This is a genomic window from Actinopolymorpha singaporensis, assembly GCF_900104745.1.
Taxonomy (GTDB): Bacteria; Actinomycetota; Actinomycetes; order Propionibacteriales; family Actinopolymorphaceae; genus Actinopolymorpha; species Actinopolymorpha singaporensis.
This window is the reverse complement of record NZ_LT629732.1, coordinates 4,188,513-4,209,006: the sequence shown is the minus strand read 5'-3', so window position 1 is coordinate 4,209,006 and position 20,494 is coordinate 4,188,513. Positions and strand designations below refer to the sequence as shown.

At 72.3% G+C, this 20,494-nt stretch carries 11 protein-coding genes; all 11 read right to left on the bottom strand.

Going from position 1 to position 20,494, the window contains the following annotated elements:
• Positions 1 to 5: 5 nt before the first annotated feature.
• Positions 6 to 1,679: a sodium:solute symporter family protein gene (locus BLU27_RS18885; RefSeq protein WP_092654994.1), complete on the bottom strand. Its 1,674-nt coding sequence runs from the start codon at positions 1,677 to 1,679 to the stop codon at positions 6 to 8.
• A gap of 335 nt (positions 1,680 to 2,014) precedes the next feature.
• A complete protein-coding gene (qcrB, locus tag BLU27_RS18880) occupies positions 2,015 to 3,439 on the bottom strand; it encodes a cytochrome bc1 complex cytochrome b subunit (RefSeq protein WP_092654993.1) in 1,425 nt (474 codons plus the stop codon).
• A 112-nt stretch (positions 3,440 to 3,551) separates the two neighbouring features.
• Positions 3,552 to 4,082 (bottom strand): hypothetical protein, encoded by a 531-nt coding sequence (locus BLU27_RS18875; protein ID WP_092654992.1) that lies wholly within the window; start codon positions 4,080 to 4,082, stop codon positions 3,552 to 3,554.
• A gap of 54 nt (positions 4,083 to 4,136) precedes the next feature.
• The gene (locus BLU27_RS18870) at positions 4,137 to 6,521 is read right to left on the bottom strand and encodes a glycosyl hydrolase (protein WP_092654991.1); all 2,385 of its coding nucleotides are present in this window, start codon (positions 6,519 to 6,521) and stop codon (positions 4,137 to 4,139) included.
• A gap of 80 nt (positions 6,522 to 6,601) precedes the next feature.
• Positions 6,602 to 9,970: a hypothetical protein gene (locus BLU27_RS18865; RefSeq protein ID WP_092654990.1), complete on the bottom strand. Its 3,369-nt coding sequence runs from the start codon at positions 9,968 to 9,970 to the stop codon at positions 6,602 to 6,604.
• 9 nt (positions 9,971 to 9,979) lie between these two features.
• Positions 9,980 to 11,257 carry a GerMN domain-containing protein gene (locus BLU27_RS18860; RefSeq protein WP_092654989.1) on the bottom strand — a complete coding sequence of 426 codons (1,278 nt, stop codon included), beginning with the start codon at positions 11,255 to 11,257 and terminating at the stop codon, positions 9,980 to 9,982.
• A gap of 26 nt (positions 11,258 to 11,283) precedes the next feature.
• Positions 11,284 to 12,711: a hypothetical protein gene (locus tag BLU27_RS18855; protein WP_092654988.1), complete on the bottom strand. Its 1,428-nt coding sequence runs from the start codon at positions 12,709 to 12,711 to the stop codon at positions 11,284 to 11,286.
• Position 12,712: 1 nt separating this feature from the next.
• Positions 12,713 to 14,638, bottom strand: coding sequence for an ATP-binding protein (locus BLU27_RS18850; protein WP_172804994.1), 1,926 nt, complete (start codon positions 14,636 to 14,638; stop codon positions 12,713 to 12,715).
• Positions 14,631 to 16,136, bottom strand: coding sequence for a hypothetical protein (locus tag BLU27_RS29605; RefSeq protein ID WP_172804993.1), 1,506 nt, complete (start codon positions 16,134 to 16,136; stop codon positions 14,631 to 14,633). Before BLU27_RS29605 ends, BLU27_RS18850 begins: the two co-directional genes overlap by 8 nt.
• Positions 16,137 to 16,139: 3 nt before the next feature.
• The gene (locus BLU27_RS18845; protein WP_092654986.1) at positions 16,140 to 18,332 is read right to left on the bottom strand and encodes a phage tail protein; all 2,193 of its coding nucleotides are present in this window, start codon (positions 18,330 to 18,332) and stop codon (positions 16,140 to 16,142) included.
• Positions 18,332 to 20,494, bottom strand: a complete 2,163-nt coding sequence (locus BLU27_RS18840) for a putative baseplate assembly protein (RefSeq protein ID WP_092654985.1) — start codon at positions 20,492 to 20,494, stop codon at positions 18,332 to 18,334. The genes BLU27_RS18845 and BLU27_RS18840 overlap by 1 nt, the downstream gene beginning before the upstream one ends.

The following is a 20,494-nucleotide window of genomic DNA, read 5'->3' as shown; positions in this document are numbered from 1 at the left end:
GATGCTCACCGGAAGACCACGTTGAGCGCGATGACGAGCACCAGGGAGACGCCCGCCAGCTTCACCGGCGCCTGGTACCAGGGCTGGCGGCCGGCGGCCGGGTCGGTGCGCTTCGACTTGGGGGTCTCGGAGAGAACCAGCCCGGCCAGCTCGCTCCTCGGCTTGGGCGCGGTCACCAGGCTGACCACGATGCTCACCACGATGTCCACGACGAACGCCGCACCGGCGGCCAGGAACGCTGCACCCTGACCGGGCAGGCTGATCACGCCCAGCTCGTTCAGCCCCCACACGAAGACCGCACCCAGCGTGCCGGACACCAGCCCCACCCAGCCGGCGGTCGCCGTCATCCGCTTCCAGAGGATGCCGAGGATGAAGGTGGCGAACAGCGGTGCGTTGAAGAAGCCGAACAGCGTCTGGAGGTAGTTCATCAGGTTGTCGTACTGCGAGGCGATGAACGCGGTGCCGATCGCCAGGATCGTCGCACCGACCGTCGCCAACCGGCCGACCTTGAGGTAGTAGCCGTCGGGACGGTCCTTCTTGACGTACTGCTGCCACAGGTCGTAGCTGAAGACCGTGTTGAACGCCGAGATGTTGGCCGCCATGCCGGCCATGAACGCGGCCAGCAGACCGGTCAGCGCGATACCCAGCAACCCGGTCGGGAGCACGTCACGCATGAGCAGCAGGATCGAGTCGTTGTAGGTGATCCCCCCGCCGGAGTGGCCCGACTTCATCTTGATCACCTCGGGCACCAGCACGCCGGCGATCATGCCCGGGATCACCACCACGAACGGGATGAACATCTTCGGGAACGTGGCGATGATCGGCGCGCTGCGCGCGGCCGACATCGAGTTGGTGGCCATCGCGCGCTGGACCTCGACGAAGTTGGTGGTCCAGTAACCGAAGGAGAGTACGAAACCCAGGCCGAACACGATGCCCACGACGGACAGGAAGGAGCTGCTGAACCCGGCGAGGTCGTTGCCCGGCCAGGAGTTGAGCTGCTCGGCACCACCGCCTACCGCGGCGGTCACCTTCTTGGTCAGCCCGTCCACACCACCGATGCGGTGCAGGCCGACGAGGGTCAGCGGCAGCAGCGCGGCGACGATGACGAAGAACTGCAGGACCTCGTTGTAGATGGCCGCGGAGAGCCCACCAAGAGTGATGTAGCTCAGCACGATGGCGGCGGCGAGGACCAGGGCAACCCACAGCGGCCAGCCCAGCAGTCCGTGCACCACCGTGGCCAGCAGGAACAGGTTGATGCCGGCGATGAGCACCTGGGCCAGGGCGAAGGTGAGTGCGTTGACCAGGTGAGCACCGGTGCCGAAGCGGCGGCGCATGAACTCCGGGACGCTGCGCACCTTCGACCCGTAGTAGAAGGGCATCATCACCACGCCGAGGAAGAGCATGGCCGGGACGGCGCCGATCCAGTAGTAGTGCATGGTCGGCATGCCGTACTGCGCACCGTTGGCCGACATGCCGATGATCTCCACGGCACCGAGGTTGGCCGAGATGAACGCGAGGCCGGTGATCCAGGCGGGCAGTGAACGACCCGACAGGAAGAAGTCGAGACTGCTGGAGACCCCCCGGCGCGCGGCGAGTCCGACCAACAGGACAACGGCGAAGTAGACGAAGATCAACGCGTAGTCGATGAACCCGGCGCCGATTCTCAGTGAGTTGCCCACGGGGGTTCCTTTCTGGTCAGACGGCCCGCCGACCATACTCCGGTGTTGTCGCAGACGCTCGTGGTGCCGTCCTGGCAGGCGGCACGCAGCACGACCGGAGGCCAGTGGCCGGTGGCGATCCGAGGCGAAACTCCTTCCCTGGTTCGAATGTCGCTGCCAGCATGCCGCTCACCGTGAACGAACCATGACGTCGTGTTGCGCCAGGCGGGCCTCCCCGTCAGGGTGGCGGTCCGGGTACGCTCGGTCACCGGCCGACGTGGGAGACGTCGGGCCGTGGCCGCAAGGCGGTCCGGAAAGGGCGTGCACACCTGGTCGCCGTGCGCGGTCGCGGTGCCTCAGGGAAATTGCGACAGTTCGCGGTCCTCGGAGGGGGTGATGGCCGCCGGCCGGCGCTCGTCCGCCCGGATCTGCTGCACCGGCACGTGGATCTCGACGTACCCGCCGCTCGGCGTCCGTACGATCCGGCCGGTCTCCCGTCCGTGCAGGAGGACTTCCCGGTCGTTGCGCTGCAGTCCGAGGCAGATCCGCCGGGTGACGTCGAACCCGACCACCGGGCCGAGCACGAGCAGCACCTGCAGGGAGTACATGAGCCATTCCACCGAGCCGTGGAAGACGAGGGCGATCGCGTTGACGCCCGCGGCGGCCCACAGCACGCCGTAGAAGACGATCCCGGCCACCCCGACGCCGGTACGGACCGGGTGGTTGCGCGGGCGTTGGAGCAGATGGTGCTCGGCCCTGTCTCTGGTCACCAGTTGGTCGAGGTACGGATACGCGGCCAGGACCGCGAAGAACAGCGTGCCGACGAGCAACGGAAGCAGGATGGCGACGGACCAGGTTCGTCCCAGCCAGCTGAACTCCCAGCCAGGAGCGAGGCGGAGCGCGCCGTCGAGGAAGGCGAGATACCAGGTCGGCGTCGATCCGGCGGTCGCGCTGGCCGGATCCGCCGGGCCGTACCGCCAGACCGGGTTGACAGTGAGCGTCGCGGCCATCGCGGCGACCACTCCGCTCACGAGCAGGAACAGGCCCGCACTCCTCACCAGGAACGTGGCGAGGTTGGTGCCCGGCCGTTCGCGTCCGGCGTACTGGGCAGGCTTACGGCGAAGGCCGAGAATCGCGTGCACGACGTAGGTGATCACCAGTGCCGCGGGAAGAAGTACGACGTGCACGGGGTAGAACACCGCGGTGACGTCACCGGGTGCCGGGCCGCCGAACACCAGCCGCGACAGCAACCCGCCGACGAACGGCGTCCCCGCGAGGACGCCGTCGAGGACCGCCATGCTGCTTCCGGACAGCAGGTCGTCGGGCAACGCCGAGCCCGTCAGGCCGCCTGCCATCGCGAGGAGCAGGGACGCGACGGCGATCAGCCACGTCCACCGCCGTGGCCGGCGGAACGCGCCGGTGAAGAACAACCGCAGCAGGTACACCATGATCGCGGCCGTCATCACCAGTGAGCTCCAGTGGTGCACCTGGCGCATCAGCAGACCACCGCGTACCCCGACCGAAATGTCCAGGGTGGAGGCGAATGCCCGCGACATCTCCACCCCCGCGAGCGGGGTGTACGACCCGGCGTAGGTCACCTTCTCCATCGACGGGTCGTAGAAGAACATCAACACCACGCCACTGATCGCGACCAGGACGAAGCTGAAGGCCCCGATCTGGGCGAGCAGAACGGACAGATCGTCCGGAAAGGCCCTCGTCCGCAGCCTGGCGGCGAACCGACCTGTGTGCGGCAGATCCCAGGCCCTGCGCAACCGGCGCATCGGATGCCTCCCAACCTGATCGGCGTCAGTCACCCCTAGGACAGAAGTCGCGGCCGGAACGTGACAGCCTTTCGGCGTTCGGACCGGAGACCTTCCTCACATCCGGCCCTGCCTAGATCGACTCCCACCGCCAGCCGTTGTCGTCCTGGCACCTGATGGCTTCGCCGTTCTCCGCCACGCCGGTCCTCCCGTGGTCGGAGTTCCGGCAGTACTGTCCTGGCCGGTAGCAGTTGCCGCTGTTGCTGCGCGGGTAGCAGGAAGCAGGCTCGGGCGGGGGCGCGGGCCGCGGTGACGTCGTCCTCGTCGGCCGGTGGGTCACCTTCGGCCGCGCCGGCAAGGGTTTCGGCGCCGACTTCGCCCGCGGAGCCGTCGGTTGGATGCTCGCCTTCGCGGTCACCGTCACCGTCGGCGCGGGCTCGGGCGTCATCGTCACCGTTACCGTGACCGTCGGCGCGGGCTCCGGCGTCGCCGTCACCGTGACCGTCGGCGCCGGCTTGGGCGTGTCAGCCGCCGTCGTTCCCGCACCATCCGGCCCTCCGGCCGCACACGAAGCGAGCACGACACCCAGAACCAGCCCGTAAATCGCCACGGCCACCCGTCGGCTGAGGTGGTCGACGGCACGCCACGGCTGATGATCGGTCATACGTGAATCCCCCGGGAGTACGAGAGCCGCTACCCGTGCGGCTCCATCCGGCGTTCAAACGCCTGAGACCGTCCCCCGGTTGCACGGTGCGGAAGCCGACCACTCCACCAGCGCCGGCGTCGTGAGCAGGCCAGAGTGCAGGTCGTCGCCTGCCCGGTCGAGCTCCTGCATGGCGAACCGCCGGCCGTATCGCTGCTCACTGTCGGCGGCGAGCCGGTGGATCTCGGTCTCCTCGGTCAGTGCGTTGGCGGCGGTGTTGCTGACCACCAGCTTCAGGATGTTGTCGCCGTCGCGAAGCAGGCCGGTGATCTCGACGCGGTACGGCGCCGACCACACCACGCCGGCGTCGGAGCCGTTCACAACGACGCGGACGACCTCGCCGACCGGCGGGCGTACCAGCGCACGGAACGACCGGAGCGTTCGTGGCCGGTCCTCTCGAATCGGCCGCGCCTCACCGAAGTCGAGGAACAACCGGCGGTCGGTCACCGAGTCCAGGTGGAACCGTGTCTCGTACTCGCCCTTCCCGGAATACCCCGCACGCGTGTCCTCCCACCGGTGCGGCAGCTCGACCGGAGCTCCGCGGAAGGCGAAGTCGCGCACCTGTCGCCGGCTGATGGGTGCGCCGGGCGTACGCACCTCGGCCGGCGCGTCGAAGGTCACGATCACAGTCGCCTCGTACGCATCCAGGGCGAGGTCGACCGTGGAGCCGCTGCCGGACCGGACGACGCTCCCGCTCTTCGCGTCCCACAGCTCGTACGACGAACGACGGGTGCGTGGGGTGAAGGTGGCTTCCTGCCGGGTGTTCGCTGTGTTGGCGACGAAGTACACGTCGACGTCACCGAGCCGCCGGTGGGTCACGCCGATCGCGTCCGAGTCCACCACGACGTCCGGCTCGGGCAGACCGGGCAGGCTGGACGGGTCGGCCAGGTCGGCCGACGTCAGTACGAAATCCGGCCGCAGCTGGGCGATGGCCTCGTCGTCCCACAGGTCGAAGTCCCAACCGCCCGTACGTATCCGGCGTACGACGTCGCTCACCTTCGCCGCCGTGGCCTTCCACAGGTCGAGCTCGGGATAGACGTCCTCGAAACCGACGTGGATCTTCACGTCCGCCACCGGGTCGCCCTGCCGGAGAAGCCAGCACAGCCGCTGGAGGTAGGTCGTGAGTCCGGGGGCCGCGTCGTCCCACCAGGGATTCCGGTCGTCGAACGCGCCGGCGGCGTAGAAGAACCACCCGAGCAACCACCCGAGCCCGGGCGCATCGGCCGGGGTGTACGGCAGACCGTGCCCGACCAGCTGGTTCACTCCGCACAGGAAGTGCTCGTGCGCCTCGGCCTGCAGATCCAGCGGCGTTGCGCGGAACGACGGCGAGTGCACCCACGTCCACACCTCGGAGGAGACGATCCTCCGGCCGTAGATGTGCGCGGCCGACGACGCCCATCTCGTCTGCGGGAGACCGGTCCAGCCCCAGCCCTCTCCCTCCGCGACGTCGGCGTACCGGTAGCTGCTGACGGAGGCCGGCGGCACTCCGTAGCTTTGGATTCGGAACGGAACACCGCGCTCGCGCGCCCACTCACCGATGACCGCGACGAAGTTCTCCTGGTAGAGCTCGGACAGCGTGCGCAGGAAGTCGGCGCGGAATCCGCGGAAGTCGGTGATGTCGAACCGCAGCAGCGGAAGCAGTGGCAGTGCGTCGTATCCGCGGCGTCTGCCGAACTCCGCAAGCACCTCCGGTGTCCAGTCGGAGCTGTAGACCTCCAGGCTGTCGCAGAAGACCGAGCCGACGGGTGCGGGCGCGACGGCGTCCAGCAGGGGCGCGGCGACGCTTCGGACGTGCGCCCTGGTCGCAGCGGCGGAGTAGTGGTCGAGCACCGGCCCCTCGGCGCCGGCCGCGGCGCGCTTGACGTTCTGGCCGGTCGGCCGGGACGTGGCCACCAGGAGCGTCCGGGGCCCGGTTCCGTCCGGGACGTCCAGCGTGTCGAGCAACGTGTACGTCTCGGAGCGGTCGTGGATCGAGCCGGGGAACACGTACGCCGCGACGAACTCGTCGCCCGGCATCACCGGCACTCGCGAAGGGCCCGGCGTCAGCTCCCGGATCTCCCAGTGCAACCGGCGCGCCGCCAGGTCCGGCGTGATGTGCGGGCCGCCGAACGACCAGCCGCTGCCCAGCGTCAGGTCGAACCGCAGCCCTAGTTCCTGGCAGCGCAGCGCGGCATGGCGGAGCAGTTCGTGGAACCGCGGCGAACCGAAGTCGCACGTGGCGGGTGCGAGCGGATAGACGTACGCCACCTCGACGCCGCCGAAGCCGGCCGCAGCCACCGTCTGGAGCTGGCGGTCCAGCGAGGCCTCGTCGGCAGCCGGCCCGAACCACCACCAGCGCAGCATCGGCCGGGCGTCGTTCGGTGGCTCGGCAAAGGTCCGTCGCAACTCGTCCAACCGCATGGCGACCAACCCTATGCGGGCGCGATCAGCTGAGGCCCGCCCTGACCAGTCCGGTCAACGCCCGGTCGCCACCTAGGTGCTCAGTTGATGATCGGCTCGAACGCGACCAGCAGGACCGCGCCGCAGTCCCCTGCCTGCGCGGCGAGTCGTTCGTCGTCGACTGCCTGGAGCCCGATCGCATCGCCCACTCTCGCAGCGCGCCGTCGCCAGGTCTCCGCGTCCGCGTCGCTCGTGTTCGACGGGAGACCGAGCATCCCTTGGAGGACACGAAGCTGCGCCCAGTCCGCTCGTACGCTGTCGGGGTTCTCGACCTCGTCGTCGAGGAGTTGCACGGTATAGGCCTCGGGACTGGTGTCGGCTCGCTGGAACACCGTTGTCAGCGGCTCGCTGTCGCCGAGCCGCCGCAGCACGGTCACCACCCGTTTGTGGGCCTCCGGCTGCAGGCGGTAGACGGTGATGCACGTTCTCATCTGTCGCCGCATGCCCAGCGTGAACATCGCGCCGTCGAGGCCGGGTTCATGGAACTCGGCCGGGATCTCCGCGAGGTACTCCACCTTCGCCTGGGAGCTGTCCACGAGGTCGGCGAGAGCCGAACGCACGCTGGACAGCCGGCCCAGCGCGACCGCCTCGCCGTCGCTGTCGGCGAAGTCACCAACACCCGCGAGCAGGATCTCGTCCCCGCGGTCCACGGCCTGCCAGCCCGCGCGCAGGTCGGCAACCGGCGAGGTCAGCGTCACCTCGCCCGCTGCGAACTGGACCGTCGCGACCGGTTCGAAGCCGGAATCGGAGCCCACCGTTCCGGCCACGCCACGCGACAGGTCCGTACGGGTGAGCTGCTGGGCGTCTCGCCGCCGGTGGAACAGCCGGTACGTCCGGGTCCGAACGGGCACCTCGACCTGTTCGCCCGCGCAGACGACGTCCCGGCGACGGGTGAAGAAGACCCAGTCGGTCGTGGCGGTGACCTGTGCCGCGCCCTCAGGTGCGAGGCCGCCGAGCAGGCGTTCGGTCGCGTACTGCGCGAAACCGGGGTCGCGGTCCGGCGCGGCGAGCTCGGCACCCAGAACAGCGATCACCGAGGTGGCCAGTGTCCGCCCGGCCGATCCGGGCGCCAGCGTTCCAGCCTCCTCATCGAGTTCGATCGAGCCGACCGGCCGGTCGGCGGCCGCCCCGGGCCCCACGACGGGCGAGCGCTGTTGGTCGCGGTTCACCAGCTGCCCGACGATGTGCCGCGGCGGTCCGCTCTCCTGCAGTTCCGCCTGCGCGACAACCGGGTCCCCGGCGCCGACGGCGAGCGTCCGGGCAGAGCCGGACAACGTCCAGGTCAGCGGAAACGACCGTACCGACCGCAGCACGGGCTGATCCACCTCGCGGCCCAGGATCTCGGCCACCCCATCGAGCACTGTACGGATCATCTTGCGATCGCGGACGGTGAGCAGGTCGACCACCCGGAGGGTTCCGGTGAGGCGGACGTCACCGAAGACCGGCGTGGTGCTGGCCCGGGAGTACATCGTGGCTCGGGCCCGGACCTCGGTGCTACCACCGATCTGCAGCTTGTCCAGGCCGACGGCGGTCGTACCGTCCAGCCAGAGCGCGACCGGCCGATCCTCTCCCTCCGCAAGCGGGCGGTCCGCGGGCAGCCGCCTGCCGACGGCCCCGAGCACGGCCGCCCGGCGAGCCGCGGCCGCATGTCCCTCGGCCGCCAGTCGCTCGGTGAACGCCGCGCTCCGGCGGACCCGGTCGTGCTCCGCGTCCGGGCGTACGTCGAGTCGGTCCAGCGGATCGGCCGGCTCGCCTTCGCCCGAAAACCCCGCGGAGGTATCCACTCCGAACATCCGCCCCACCACTCGCAGCGAAGCCTCCGCCAGGTCGGCGATGGACAACTGCCGCGGCGCCTCGCCGTACGCCGCCGCGGTCCAGGACCAGCCGGCCCCGGTCCGTTCCCTGGCGACCACCGACAGGCTGATCGCCGAGGCCGGTTCGCCGTTCGGCGACCTGGTGGCGGGGAAGATTCGTGCGGTGCCGCTGTACGTACCGACGGTAGACGGTTGCCGCAGCCCGATCACACCATCGGGGACCAGCACGTCGACCTTCTCCAGGCGCTTCGGGTCGTCCAGCCCCTGGGTCAGCGAGATCCGGTCGAGGTGCTGGGCCTGCTGGAGCAGCTCCGGTACGCAGTCCGGTCGGGCGACGCAGAACCGCAGGTCGACGCCGGGGCCGAAGAGCGCGCGCACCTGGTCCTCGACCGGCCGGGCCATGCTGACCGGTAGGTAGCCCGCCGACGGTAGTTGGACCAGGCCCCAGTCCAGCAGCAACGAACCCGTGCCGGCGGCCGGGGCTGCGCCCTTGTCGAGAGCGGCGGCGATCTTCGCACGTACGGCTTCGATCCGGCCGGCCGCGTCGCCGGCCAAACCACCGAGCACCTCGGCGGCGGCGGCAAGCGCGTCCCGCTCGGTGCCGCAGGGACCGGGACCTCCAGGATCGCCCGGCGCGCTCAGGTCGAGCAACTGGCACTGGAACTGCAGCACCTGGGCGAGGAAGACGTCCCAGGGACGCGACGCCATCCGCCAAGCCCAGTACCGGCGGGGGCTGGTCTCGTGCAGCTCGCGGCGCGCGGTCCAACCGTCCAGCAGAGCGGTCACGCCGCCGGAGCGGTCCAGTACGGCCAGCGGCACCTCCTCGCCGCCGACACCTTCCGCACCGGCGCACCACACCGGGGTGGCCAGCCCGGCAGCGGAGATCATCGCCGGCACGGCGATCCGCTCGGCCGCGAAGTACGCCGAGGCCACCCGGGACCGCAGGTGCCGACCGTCGAACGGGACGACCTTGCTGGACGGCAGTGCCAGCGTCAGCTCCCGGACTCGGAAGCACACTCCCTCGACGACGGTGGACCGGTCGGTCTCGGTGGCGCAGGCGTCGACACAAAGTTGTCCGAACCGTTCCTCCTCTCCGCACAAGGCCTCGACCCCGGAGACCGTGAGCACGTACAGCGGCCGGGCGGGAGCCGTGACGTCGGGTCCGGCCGAGTCCTCAGGCGGGCAGCGGCGGAAGTCGGTGACGCCAGGCTCCGGCGGTGTGGCCGGGTCGAAGCTGCCTGCCGAGCGCGCGATGAGCTCGGCGATGCCGAGTTCGATCTCGCGCGGCAGATAGGCCACCCGGCCGGACGGGGCCAGCGCCAGGCCGCCGGCGACCCGCAGCCTGTCGCCAGTCGCCGGCCGGGTGACGTCGAAGCCGTACACCACACCGCTGCCGGTGGCCTGGTGAGACAGGGCAGCGAGGGCCCGTACGTAGTCCTGGTCCAACCGGAAGCCGTCCGCCCGCAGGAACTTGCCGTCGAAGTACCAGAGCCGGGTGAGGATGGTGGTCGGGTCGACCACGCTCACTCCCGCGGTGGTGCCGAGTAGCTCCAGCGGCGTGGTGGCGGTGCCGGGGGTAGGGCCGGTGGTGGGCATCTGTCTACCTCACTCAGGGTCGGGGCCGGAGTTGTCGATCAGCAGGGCGCCGTCCTCGCCGGCGTGCACGGTCCGGCCGTCGGCTTCGTTGCCGGACAGCGGCTGCCCGTCGGCACCGAGCAGCGGGGTGGATCCGGCGCCACGAGCGACCACGCGGACCGGCCGTACATCCGGAGTCGAGCTCAGTGTCAGGGTCACGGAGGTGCCCGCCTCGTCCAGCAGGACGTCGCTCACCTCGACGCCGTCCCAGCCGGTCGCACCCAGCGCGGTCACCGTGAACGCGTTCGGGCCGACCGTCGCCGGCAACAGCGGCTGGGTGAAGTCGACCCGCAGAGAGTCGGCGGTCAGCTCGGCGGCACGCAGGCGAGCAGGCTCGGGCACCGGTCCGACGCCGGGCGCCTCGGCCGGCGTGGTGAGCAGCAGCTCCTGGATGGTCCGGGTGCGAACGTGCGCGGGCCGCACCGAGTTGTCCACCGCCGTGTCGTCGACGACCACCCAGCGGTCGCCGTCTGGTCGCAGGTGAACCTCGATCTGGGCGAGTGCCAGACAGCCGTCGGTCACCGGGAAGAGCGATCCCACGCCGTCCTCGGGTACCAGGTCGACGGTGTCCAGCGCGGCCAGCCTGCGCAGCGAGCGCAGGATCTCGGCCGGCCGGTCGGTGGCAGTGGCGATCGCGGCGACGGCGTCCTGCACGGCCGGGTCCGTCACGGGTTGCTGGCCGACAAGCTGCCGAAGCCGCGGGTACGGCACCACCGGGTCGGCCGGAGCAGGGCCGGCGGCCAGGGAGGGCAGCGCCTGTTCGACCGTCCGGGAGTACGCCGTGCCGAGGTCCGACCCCTCGCACGGCTCGCTCACCGAGGGTACCGGGCGGTCCAGGCACTGCTGGGCGCAGAGCCGGACGTGCGCGGTGAAGGTGACGCTGCCGTCAGCCTGCTCGGTGACCTCGAGGTCGTCGGGCCGGCGTTCGGCGTACCAGCGACCGAGGTCGAGGCAGAGCCGGTCGGCGACCCGCAGCTCGCGACCGTTGCCGTCCAGCGCCAGGCCGGGCAGCACCACGATCTCGTTGTTCGCCGGTGTCACCTCGACGCCCAGACCCCACACCGCGCCCGGGCCATGAAGCCACGCGTTGTGCAGCCAGGTCTTGCCGCGGTGGTAGCCCTGCTCGGTGTCGAGGTCGGCGACCCCGAGCAGCATGCCGAAGTGGTAGCGGTTGGACACGAACGGGTTCAGCGGCAGACTCGCCGTCCCACAGGTGTCGCTGCTGAGTACCAGGTCTGGGGTGACCACGTGGCGCTCCCTCGTCGGTGTCGCGGTCAGAGCTGGGCCGTTGTGCGGCCGCCGGGCCCGTCGCCCCGGACGTACTGTCCGGCGCGGTCGGACTGCGTGGCGCGGAGTGCGGCGACGGCGCCCGCCCGGGGGGCGAGCGCGGCGCCGACAGCCAGATCGCGGCGCACCTGCTCGGCGCGCGCGTCCTGGGCATTGGCGAGCGCGTCCCCCGTGCTGTCCAGGTCGCTGACCAGAGCGTCCCGGGCGGCCTGGTCGGCCAGCCGGTCGAGTGCGCTGGTGCTCGCGGCGAATGCGACGGCCGCCCGCCACAGCCTGTCCGGCACCTCGACCTCCCACTCGTCCAGCGCTGTGCGGGCGTCGTCGTCGTAGTTCTCCCTGGCGGTGGCCAGCGGGCCCTGGATCGCGGGCCCGTCCCGGGTCTGCAGGGCCCCCTTCACGCCGGCGTCCTGCAGTGGGTCGGCGTCGGGGTCGGCGAGCAGCGCTGCGACGGTCGCGTCGTCGACCGCGCGCTGGGCGGCGGACAGCGCCGCGACCGCCGCGGCGAGTGCGCCCTCTGCGGCCGCGGCGGCAACCGCTTCGGTGCGGTTCGCCGGGTCCAGGGCCTCCTGCTGGGCCGTGCTGAGGTCCGGCAGTGCGGCGACCCCGGCGAGTGCTGCCCGGGCGGTGGCCAGCTCGGCCGAGGCGGTCGCCGCGTACCTTCGCAGGTCGGCGAGCGCCCGCAGGAACGCTCGCTCGGCTTCGTCGGAGGCGGCCGCCAACGGGTGCGCCGTCGCCTGGAGTGCCGAACGGCTCGCATCGGCGGCTGCCTCCGCATCCGCCGCCGCGGCGCCGACGGCCTCGGCCTCGGCGGCACGGGCCAACGCTCGGTCTCGCAGCTCGTCCGGCAGCAACTCGGCGAGTCGATCGGCCGCGGCGGCACGGTCCACGGCAGCCGCGTCGCCGACCACCGTGTCCAGCGGCGGCTGACCGAGCGCGGTACGCAGGGCGTCCGCGTCGGCCTGCCGGCGAGCCGCTTCGGCCACCTCGGACTCGGCCACACCGACGGCGGTTGCGGCCCGGCCGACCAGGGCGGACCACTCCGCGACCGTCGAGTTCGCCAGCCCGGCCCGCTCGGTCGCCTCCCGCAGCCGCACCCGCAGCTCGGCGTCGGCGATCAGCGCATCCCGCAGCTGGGCTTCGAAGGTGGCCGTGTCCGCCGGGTTGTCCACCTCCGCCAGCGCCGCGCGGATGCGGTCCTGGTCGGCCCGGATGCTCGCGAGTGCGGCCCGCGCGATTGCGACGTGCTGGGTGGCGCCCAGTTCGGTGGCCCAGTTCTCCGGTGGTACGGAGGCCGGGTCGGGATGTCTGCGGTCCACTTCCGCCCGTGCGGCAGCCAGCCCGTCGCCGATCGCGTCCCGGCGAACTGTCAGGGCCGCGAGCCGGGCCCGGGCCCGGTCCGCGAGGTTCTCGGCCATTTCAGAGTCCTCCTCGTCCCCGGGCAGTCGTCCGGGGCGCACCCGGGAACGACCTGCCGGCCTTGCGGTACTCGTCCCGTACCGCCTCGACCAGGGCGCTCTGGTCGATCGGGCGGCCGGTTGCCGCCGCGACGAACGCGGCTGCCAGGGCGGCGTTGCGGATGAGGCCGCCCGGGATCTCGTACAGGGCGGCGAGTGCGGCAGGGTCGACGTCCGCGGCATACGGGGCGCCGGCGGGTAGGTGCCGCCGCCACAACAGTTCGCGCGACGTCCGGTCCGGTTCGTCGATCTCCAGGATCACGTCCAGCCTGCGGACGAACGCGTCATCCATACCGCGGCGTAGGTTGGTGGCCAGCGCGACCAGCCCGTCGAACCTGTCGATCCGGGCCAGCAGGTACGCCGTCTCCAGGTTGGCCCAGCGGCCCTGTGCGTCGGAGCTGTCGGTACGCCGACCGAACACCGCGTCCGCCTCGTCGAAGAACAGCACTGCCTGAGAGCGTTCGGCCGCGTCGAACACGCCGGCGATGTTCTTCTCGGTTTCGCCGAGCCACTTGCTCACCAGCGCGGCCAGGTCCACGACCAGTAGGTCCAGGCCGAGCTCCGCCGCGGCTGCCTCGACCGCGAGCGTCTTCCCGGTGCCCGGCGGGCCGGACAGGAGCATTCGCACACCGCCGGGATGCCTGGCCGCCTCGCCGAAGCCCCACTCGAGGAGCACCCGGGCCTGGCCGCGTACGCGGTCCACCACCGATCGAAGCAGCCGGTGCTGGTCTGCGGGCAGCACCACCCGGTCGAGCGAGGCGTGCGGGTGGACCAGCCGAACCGCGGCGGGTAGCTCGACCTCGGTACGCCGGCGGGCCTGGGCAACGATCCGGCCGACGGTGACGTCGCCGGCGGCGCGGGCGTCACGGACGGCTCGGGTCGCTCCGATCCGTCCGATCCGCAGCAGTCCAGCCAGCTCCCCCGCGGCACCGTTGAGGTCGGGCAGCAGGGCCTGCCAGAGCTCGACCGCCTCGCCGAGATCGGGCCTTGGCAGCTCGACGGTGACGGCCGGGCGGTCGTCCAACGGCATCCCGGTGACAGTGCCGGTGGCGACGACCACCACGCCCGGGAACGCGGGCAGTGGCGGGCTCGACGGCGCTCCGGCCACTACCGGGACGGCTCCGCGGGCGAGCAGGTGTGCCGACCAGGCGGGCGTCCGCTCGGCGTCCAACTCGGCCGCGGGGACGATCACCGTAGGAGCCCTGACGGTGGCCGCCGCGAGAGCGGCGACCTCGCGGTCGTCTCGCCCCTCTCCGCTCAGCACCACGACCCGAGGCTCCCCCGGGTGCCGGCCCGGTTCGGCGGCGGCGAGCGTGGCAGCAAGCGTGGTTGCGAAGGCGGAGGTGGACGTGGAGCCGAGGGCCGGGGCGAGCCCAGGCAGCTGGGGACCGGGCAGGACGGGCAGCCCGATCGGGTGCATCCCGGCCGGCCAGGTGTCGACCCCGCGCAGCACGCTCCACACGCCTGGCGGCAGCCGAAGTCCGCGTTCAGGCAGCGGGACGCTTTCCGGGCCGGTCACCAGCCGGTGCCGGTGGAGCGTGCCGGAGTCCAGCGCCGTACGCAGGTGGCCGCGGCCTGCGGTGTCCAAACCGAGCACGGCGGACGCGGTAGCCGACGTGAACCATGGCTCGGCCGTGCTGTTCAGCAACCGGGCCAGCCGGGACACCGCCTCGTGTTCTTCGGGCAGTCCGGCCAGCAGCAGGAGGTCGTACTGGAACGGGGTGAGACCGAGCGCGGCGCCGAGCCGGCCGGCGGCGCCGGCGTCCTTCTCGGACCGCAACGCGGCGGCCAGCCCGGCCAGCGCCGGGCGGAGCGGCTCATCGGCCAGATCGGCGAGCCGCTCGACCAGATGGCCGGCCCGGACGGGCATCGACGAGAGGTCACTCATAGTGGTACCTGACGGCGGCACCGAGCCACCACACGAATCCCGGGTCGAGGTCCAGGCCGGCGGCCCGGACCCGAGTGTCGACGTCCTCCAGCGAGTAGGTGACCTCCACCCAGCCCGGCTCGGCCACGATCCGGGCCGGCCGCTGCCACAGCCAGCGCAGGTCGTCGGCGGGTTCGAGTCGTAGCAGGTTCCGCAGCCACGTCCGGACGTCCTCGGCGAGATCCGCGAGCGCAGCATCTTCCGTCGGGACGGGTTGGTCCGGCGCCTGCTGGGGCTGGCCGGCGAGGACGTGGACGGCCGGGTCGTCGGTGTCGACGTCACCCAGGTGGGCGGCCAGCCAGCCCACCACCATCGAGAGGGGCCGGTCGGCGAGAGGCCCGAGCCGCGCGGCATTGCGGGCGTCGGGGGCGAGTGGCGGGCACGATCCGGGGCGGAGCTCAGGGACGCCCGTGCACGCGATGAGGAACAGCACTCCGGCGGCGTGACTTGGTGTGGCCTCCGGCGCGGACGCCGCACGGGTGCCGGAGGTACGAACGGTGGTGCGGTCGCGAGGACCCGGCTCCGAGCGCCCGTCCGGGCCGGCGGCACGGGCCGGCACCGCGCGCTCAGGCACGTCTTCCTCCGGCATGTCGACATCCGGTACCGCGCGGTCCGGCACGGCGCGATCGCGTACGTCGGGGTCGGGAGCGACGCAGCCGGCGTCGATCATCCCTGCCGACCGCGCGGCCGTCTCGGCTTCACCTGGTGCCGGCGCGTACCCGGGCCTCGTTGCGTGAGGCCGGCGCAGCAGGTCGGTCACCGCGGCGATCATCCGACCCGAACGCGACAGCGAAGGCGCCGCGCACAGCAGCAGCAGTTGGGCAACCGCCCGGAGCTCGTCGGGAGGCAACTCCGCGATCCTCGCAGGGCGCCGTCGGGCCACCGGTGCGTCGAGCACTGCCTCCGCGACCACTTCTGGAGGTGGGCCGTCGTCGGCCGCCGGCCAGGCGACCAGGTCCGCCACGGCCTGGGCGAGTGCAGCCCACCCGGTGACGGTCAGCGGAAGCGGTGCGTGTGGCGCGGCCGCGGCGAGCGCCGCGCACGCGAGGTCTGGTCGGCGCAGCAGTGCGGTCGCCGCGGCATCCGGGTGGTGCGGGTCGGCGGACAGCAGCCCGAGTTGCCGCCAGGCCCAGGCCCTGCCGGTGTCGCCCCGGCCAATGGACACGAGTACGTCCGTCAGCGCGTCCAGGGTGCGCGGGAAGATCACCACGTCGTCACCCGCGTGGAGGGCGCGGGCGAGTGCGGCCGCGATCTGGTCCGCCCACGACCGGGCCGCGCCGGACGGCCCCAGTCTCACCGGCACGCTCAGCCGCCGAAGGCAGACGTGTCCGTCGGGTAGCGACACCGCCCTCAGTGCCGGCGCCAGTTCCTCGTCGAGCATCCGACGCAGGTGACCGTCGAAGCGCACCGCGTCGCCGATGTAGCGGGTACGCATCCGGTCCACGGTCACGGTGACCATCCCTCACCCCACCCTGGCCGTTCGGTCCAGCCGGGCCGCCTCGACGGCCAGCCCGGACATCGCGCCGCCGAGCACGGTGCCGCGACCGGCGACCGACGCGCCCGCGACCAGCGGGTCGAAGGCGCCGGTGGGGCCGACCATCGAGGTGAGCCCGAGGTGCAGGCCACTGCCGATTCGCATCCCCGCGTCCACCGTGCACAGCTCGTAGTCGGTGTGCGCCGGCCGCTCGGTGTCCAGGACATGCCGTACGGCGGCCTCCTCCTCCTCCGACAGCGGCTGCGGTACGAGTACGGAGAATCGGTGCGCCGCGGCAGCCATCGGCGAGGTATGCACGCCTGCCGGGTCGGGAGTCGACCCGAGCGTGCCGACCTCGCCGCCGACCCGGAAGCCCACCCCGACCACGGCCCGGCTCGACGCCGCCGGGTCGGCGCCGGGCACCGGTGCCAGGCCGCGGAGCCGGAAGTGCTCGACGATCACCGGCGGTCGGCCGAGGAACAGTTCGAGGTACCGGGACAGCGCACCGATCGTGCCGCGGCGGCGGTAGAGCGGGACGATCTCGGCGAGCAGCCGCCGCCGGGAGGACTCCGGCCAACGGTCGTCCAGGGCCAGCCCGACGAAGGAGGCCAGCCAGGTCAGTGCCTCCACCGGTGTCGCCGCCGGGTCGACGAGTACGTCCCGACGGGCGGCCCGCTGGTCCAGGTCGTACAGCAGGCTGTCGAACATCGCCAGGTAGCGGTGCAGGAACGACGGGTCCGGCTGGTCCTCGGCGTACACCCCGGGCAGGCGGCGAACCAGGTCGTGGGTCTGGTGCTCGACCCGGAGCGCGCGGACCACGGGCGTGCTCCGGCCGTCGCCGGACAGCCGGAGGCTGACCCAGAGGTAGCGGCCGGGCGGGGACAGGACGGGCGCCTCGAAGATGTCGACGCTGTCGCCAGCTGCCGGTCGCCACCACGGGGTGGGCGCGTCCCGGCGCCGGTGAAGCGCACCACCTATCTGCACAGGCGGCAGGGCGAGCTCGGCGGGCGGAAGTGGAGGGGTCGTTCCGCCGGCGGGGTCACAGCCTGCGGGCTGCGCCGGCGCCGGTGGGAGCGCGGTCTCGTACTCCTCGTCGCTGGTGGCCGTCGCGATGTGGCAGTCGGTGCCGGGAGGCAGGCAGCCGTCCAGAATCACCCGGCCCCACCGGTTGCGTGGCAGGCCGGAGTCGAGCCGGTAGGTCACGCAGATCCCCTGTGTCTCGTACGTCACCCGGCCGCGGACTGCCAGCCGGAAGCCGGCCGCCGTCCAGTACCCGATCCGTCCGTCGGCGGTGGATACGACGCCGGAGCCGTCGTATCCGGCGGCGTCCAACGGGAGAGCCCGGGTCCAGCCGGACGCGGTGGGCACCAGCCTGCGCAGCATCGCGCGTTGGCCGCCGGCAGGCTGCGGGCAAGGCGCCACGACCACCGCTCCGTCGGCGTCGACCGTGATGTCGGAGGCACCGCCGACCGGCTCGGCCGGCCGGCCGGCGAGAGTCAGCCAGCCGGTGCCGTCAGGGGCATGCCACAGGACGACCGGAGCGCCACCGGGCAGCACCGCCACCCGCGACGGTTGGGCGCCGACGGGCGCACCGCCGGACAGTGCCGTCGATTCCGGGCCGCGGGTGGCGGTCAGCCGGAGCAGGGCGGCCGGCTCCCGGATCACCGCGTAGACCGTCCGGCCGAAGGCCGCCAAGCCCATCGGCTCCCCCGCCACCGGCACCGTGCGCAGCGTGCGGCGGCTCCACAGGTCCAGCACGGCGATCCAGTGGCGGCCGCGGTCGCTGAGGAACAGCCGATCGTCCGCGTCCACGGCGATCCCGGCACCGTCCAACAGTTCCGGTGGCGACCACGGCCGGAAGTCCGCGGCGGGCGCGGGTCGCGGTTCGCGGCCGACCACCCTCACCGAAAGTGGGAGTTTCGCGTAGTCCAGCCCGTGCCGGGTCGGTCCCACCGCCAGCCGTTCGACCGAGTGCAGCAGCAGCCGGTAGACCCGGCACAGCCGGTCGACCGCCAGGCCGCGGGACACGCAGTGGGAGCCGAAGCCGGGGCCGGGATCCGCCGGCTCCGTCCACGACAGGGTCAGCGCGCCCGGCGAGCCGTCCACGGCGGTGCCCTGGTGCCGTGCACGCACCCACTGGTCGCAGGTGGCGACCATCGATGCGGTCCGGACGGCGGGCATCAGCACACCTCCCTGGGAGCGCGCACGGGCACCGGGGGACCGGGGGGTCCCGGCGGCGCCGGCTGCTGACCCGGGGGCAGTGGGTCGCCCGCCACCACGCTGATCTCGGCCAGCTCGGGTACTTCCCAGTCGTCAAGCTCGACCCGCGACTGCTCCTGCCAGCCGTCGGACCACGCGGCGACCCGCAGCCCGCTGAGGAACTCCAGGCCTTCGACCTGCAGCGCCGCCGCCTCCAGCTCCGGTCCGAAGACCGACCGGCCGAGCGGCCAGCCCCGTCCTTCCGGCCCGTACGGGGGCAACGGCGACAGGTACTGCCGCAGCACCAGTTCGACCCAGCGGCGTACGCCTTCCACGCCGTACCCCGGCCTGACCGCGATCCCGACGCTCACCGCGACCCGCCGGTACGTCGGCGGGATCACGTACAGCTCGGTGGTGACCAGTCGGCGCTCGTCCAGCCACCGGCAGACCGCCCGCAGCGTGTCCCGGTCCGGGATGGGCGCGTCCGGGTGCACCGGGTCGGCGGCCGGCCACACCACCACCGAGACCACACCAGGCGCAGGCTCGTCCGGCTGGTGCGGGTTGAACAGCCGCAGCGTCTCCGCCCTCACCACCCCGGCCCCCGGCGTCTGCTCCGCCAGTTCCCGGAAGTCGGAGACGGTGACTGCCCGGTCGTGCCGGCGGAACTCCTCGGGGATCCGGTCGACCGCGTCGGCGAGCGGCTCGGCGTCCGCGCCGCCGCGGCAGGGCAGCGGATTGGTCACCGTGACCCCGCCGACCAACCGGACAGTGCTGATCGCCTCCGGACCGACGTTCCCGGTCGCCCCGCCGCCGTAGCGATAGCGGCTGACCCGGATCCTCTCCCCGATCTGAGGGGGTCTGCCGCGCCGACCGTCACCGAACCGCACCAGCCCGGCCTCCGGGTCGAGGGCGAACACCCGGTCGTCCACGCCGGTCGCCCGCAGGTCGGCGACCTGGGTCCACGGCACCCAGCGGTTGGCGCCCTGCTCCTCGACGTCGAGCGCGACGTTACCGAGCACGCCCGGGTGCACCAGCCGGTACTCCTGGCCTGGTTCGCCGGTGCCGGTCCCGAGGAACTCCGCCGTCGCGGCGGCCGACTGTTCGACGGGGGTGGCGTTGGCGCCCAGCCACTCGACGGCGGGCAGCGGCGCGCCGGTTGGCCGGTACGCCCGCAGCCAGGCCAGCGCGGTGACGGCCAGTGCGTCGTCCTCGATCAGCGGCGGCTGGTCGCCGGCGCCGGCGGAGTCGGGGTCGGCGGGCAGATAGAGGCCGATGTCGGTGAGATCGGCCGGCATGCGTAGCTGAACGACGCCGGGCCGGGTGAGCGCGCGGGTGGTGTCGGCCTCGACTGTCAGCGTTCGCCACACCGGGTCGGCACTGTCCGGGTCTGGCGCGCCGGGCACCGGACTGGTCGTCGCGATCTGCCACTGAACGGCGGCAGGATCGGTGGCCGCGCCGCAGGCGTCCACCTCCGACATCGAGGCGACCTCGCGGGCAGGTACCACGCCGAGCGTCACCAGGCCGCCGGCGAACCTTGCCGGGTCCGGCGCCACCGCACCTCTGATGAGCAGCACGTACAGCCGGCCGTCGATGGACCCGGCGGGGTCCAGCACGTCGCCGCCAGGTTGGGCCGGCGCCGCCGCGCCGAACGCGGTCCGGTAGCGGGACGCGGCCGCCACCGTGGTGCCGGCGGCGACGCTGGCGCGGGCGAAGTACTCCGCGGTGTCCTCGTCCAGTTCTGCGTCGTGGCGGGCGCGGATCGCCGCGCGGGCAGTCAGCGGCCAGGCAACCAGCTCCGAACCGGTCCTGAACTCCACCGGCCCGGCCAGTACCCGGGTGTCGCCCGGCACCAACACGCCCGCCGGTACGGCAGTGGCGAACGCGACCGTCCCGGAGGCTGGAACCGCCGGGCGTACCGGAATGTCCAGCAGCTTCAGGAACGCCAACTTGGTGGCGTCCGGGACCTGGTTGAACCGGAACAGCAGATTCTCGGCCAGGAACGCGAACAGCTCGACCAGCGTGATGCCCGGGTCGCTCGGGTGGTGGTCGGTCCACTCCGGCGCGTACACGGGAATCCGCGCGACCAGTTCGTCGCGCAGCTGAGCGTACGAACGGTCGTCGAGGATCGGGCTGCGCAGGGGCAC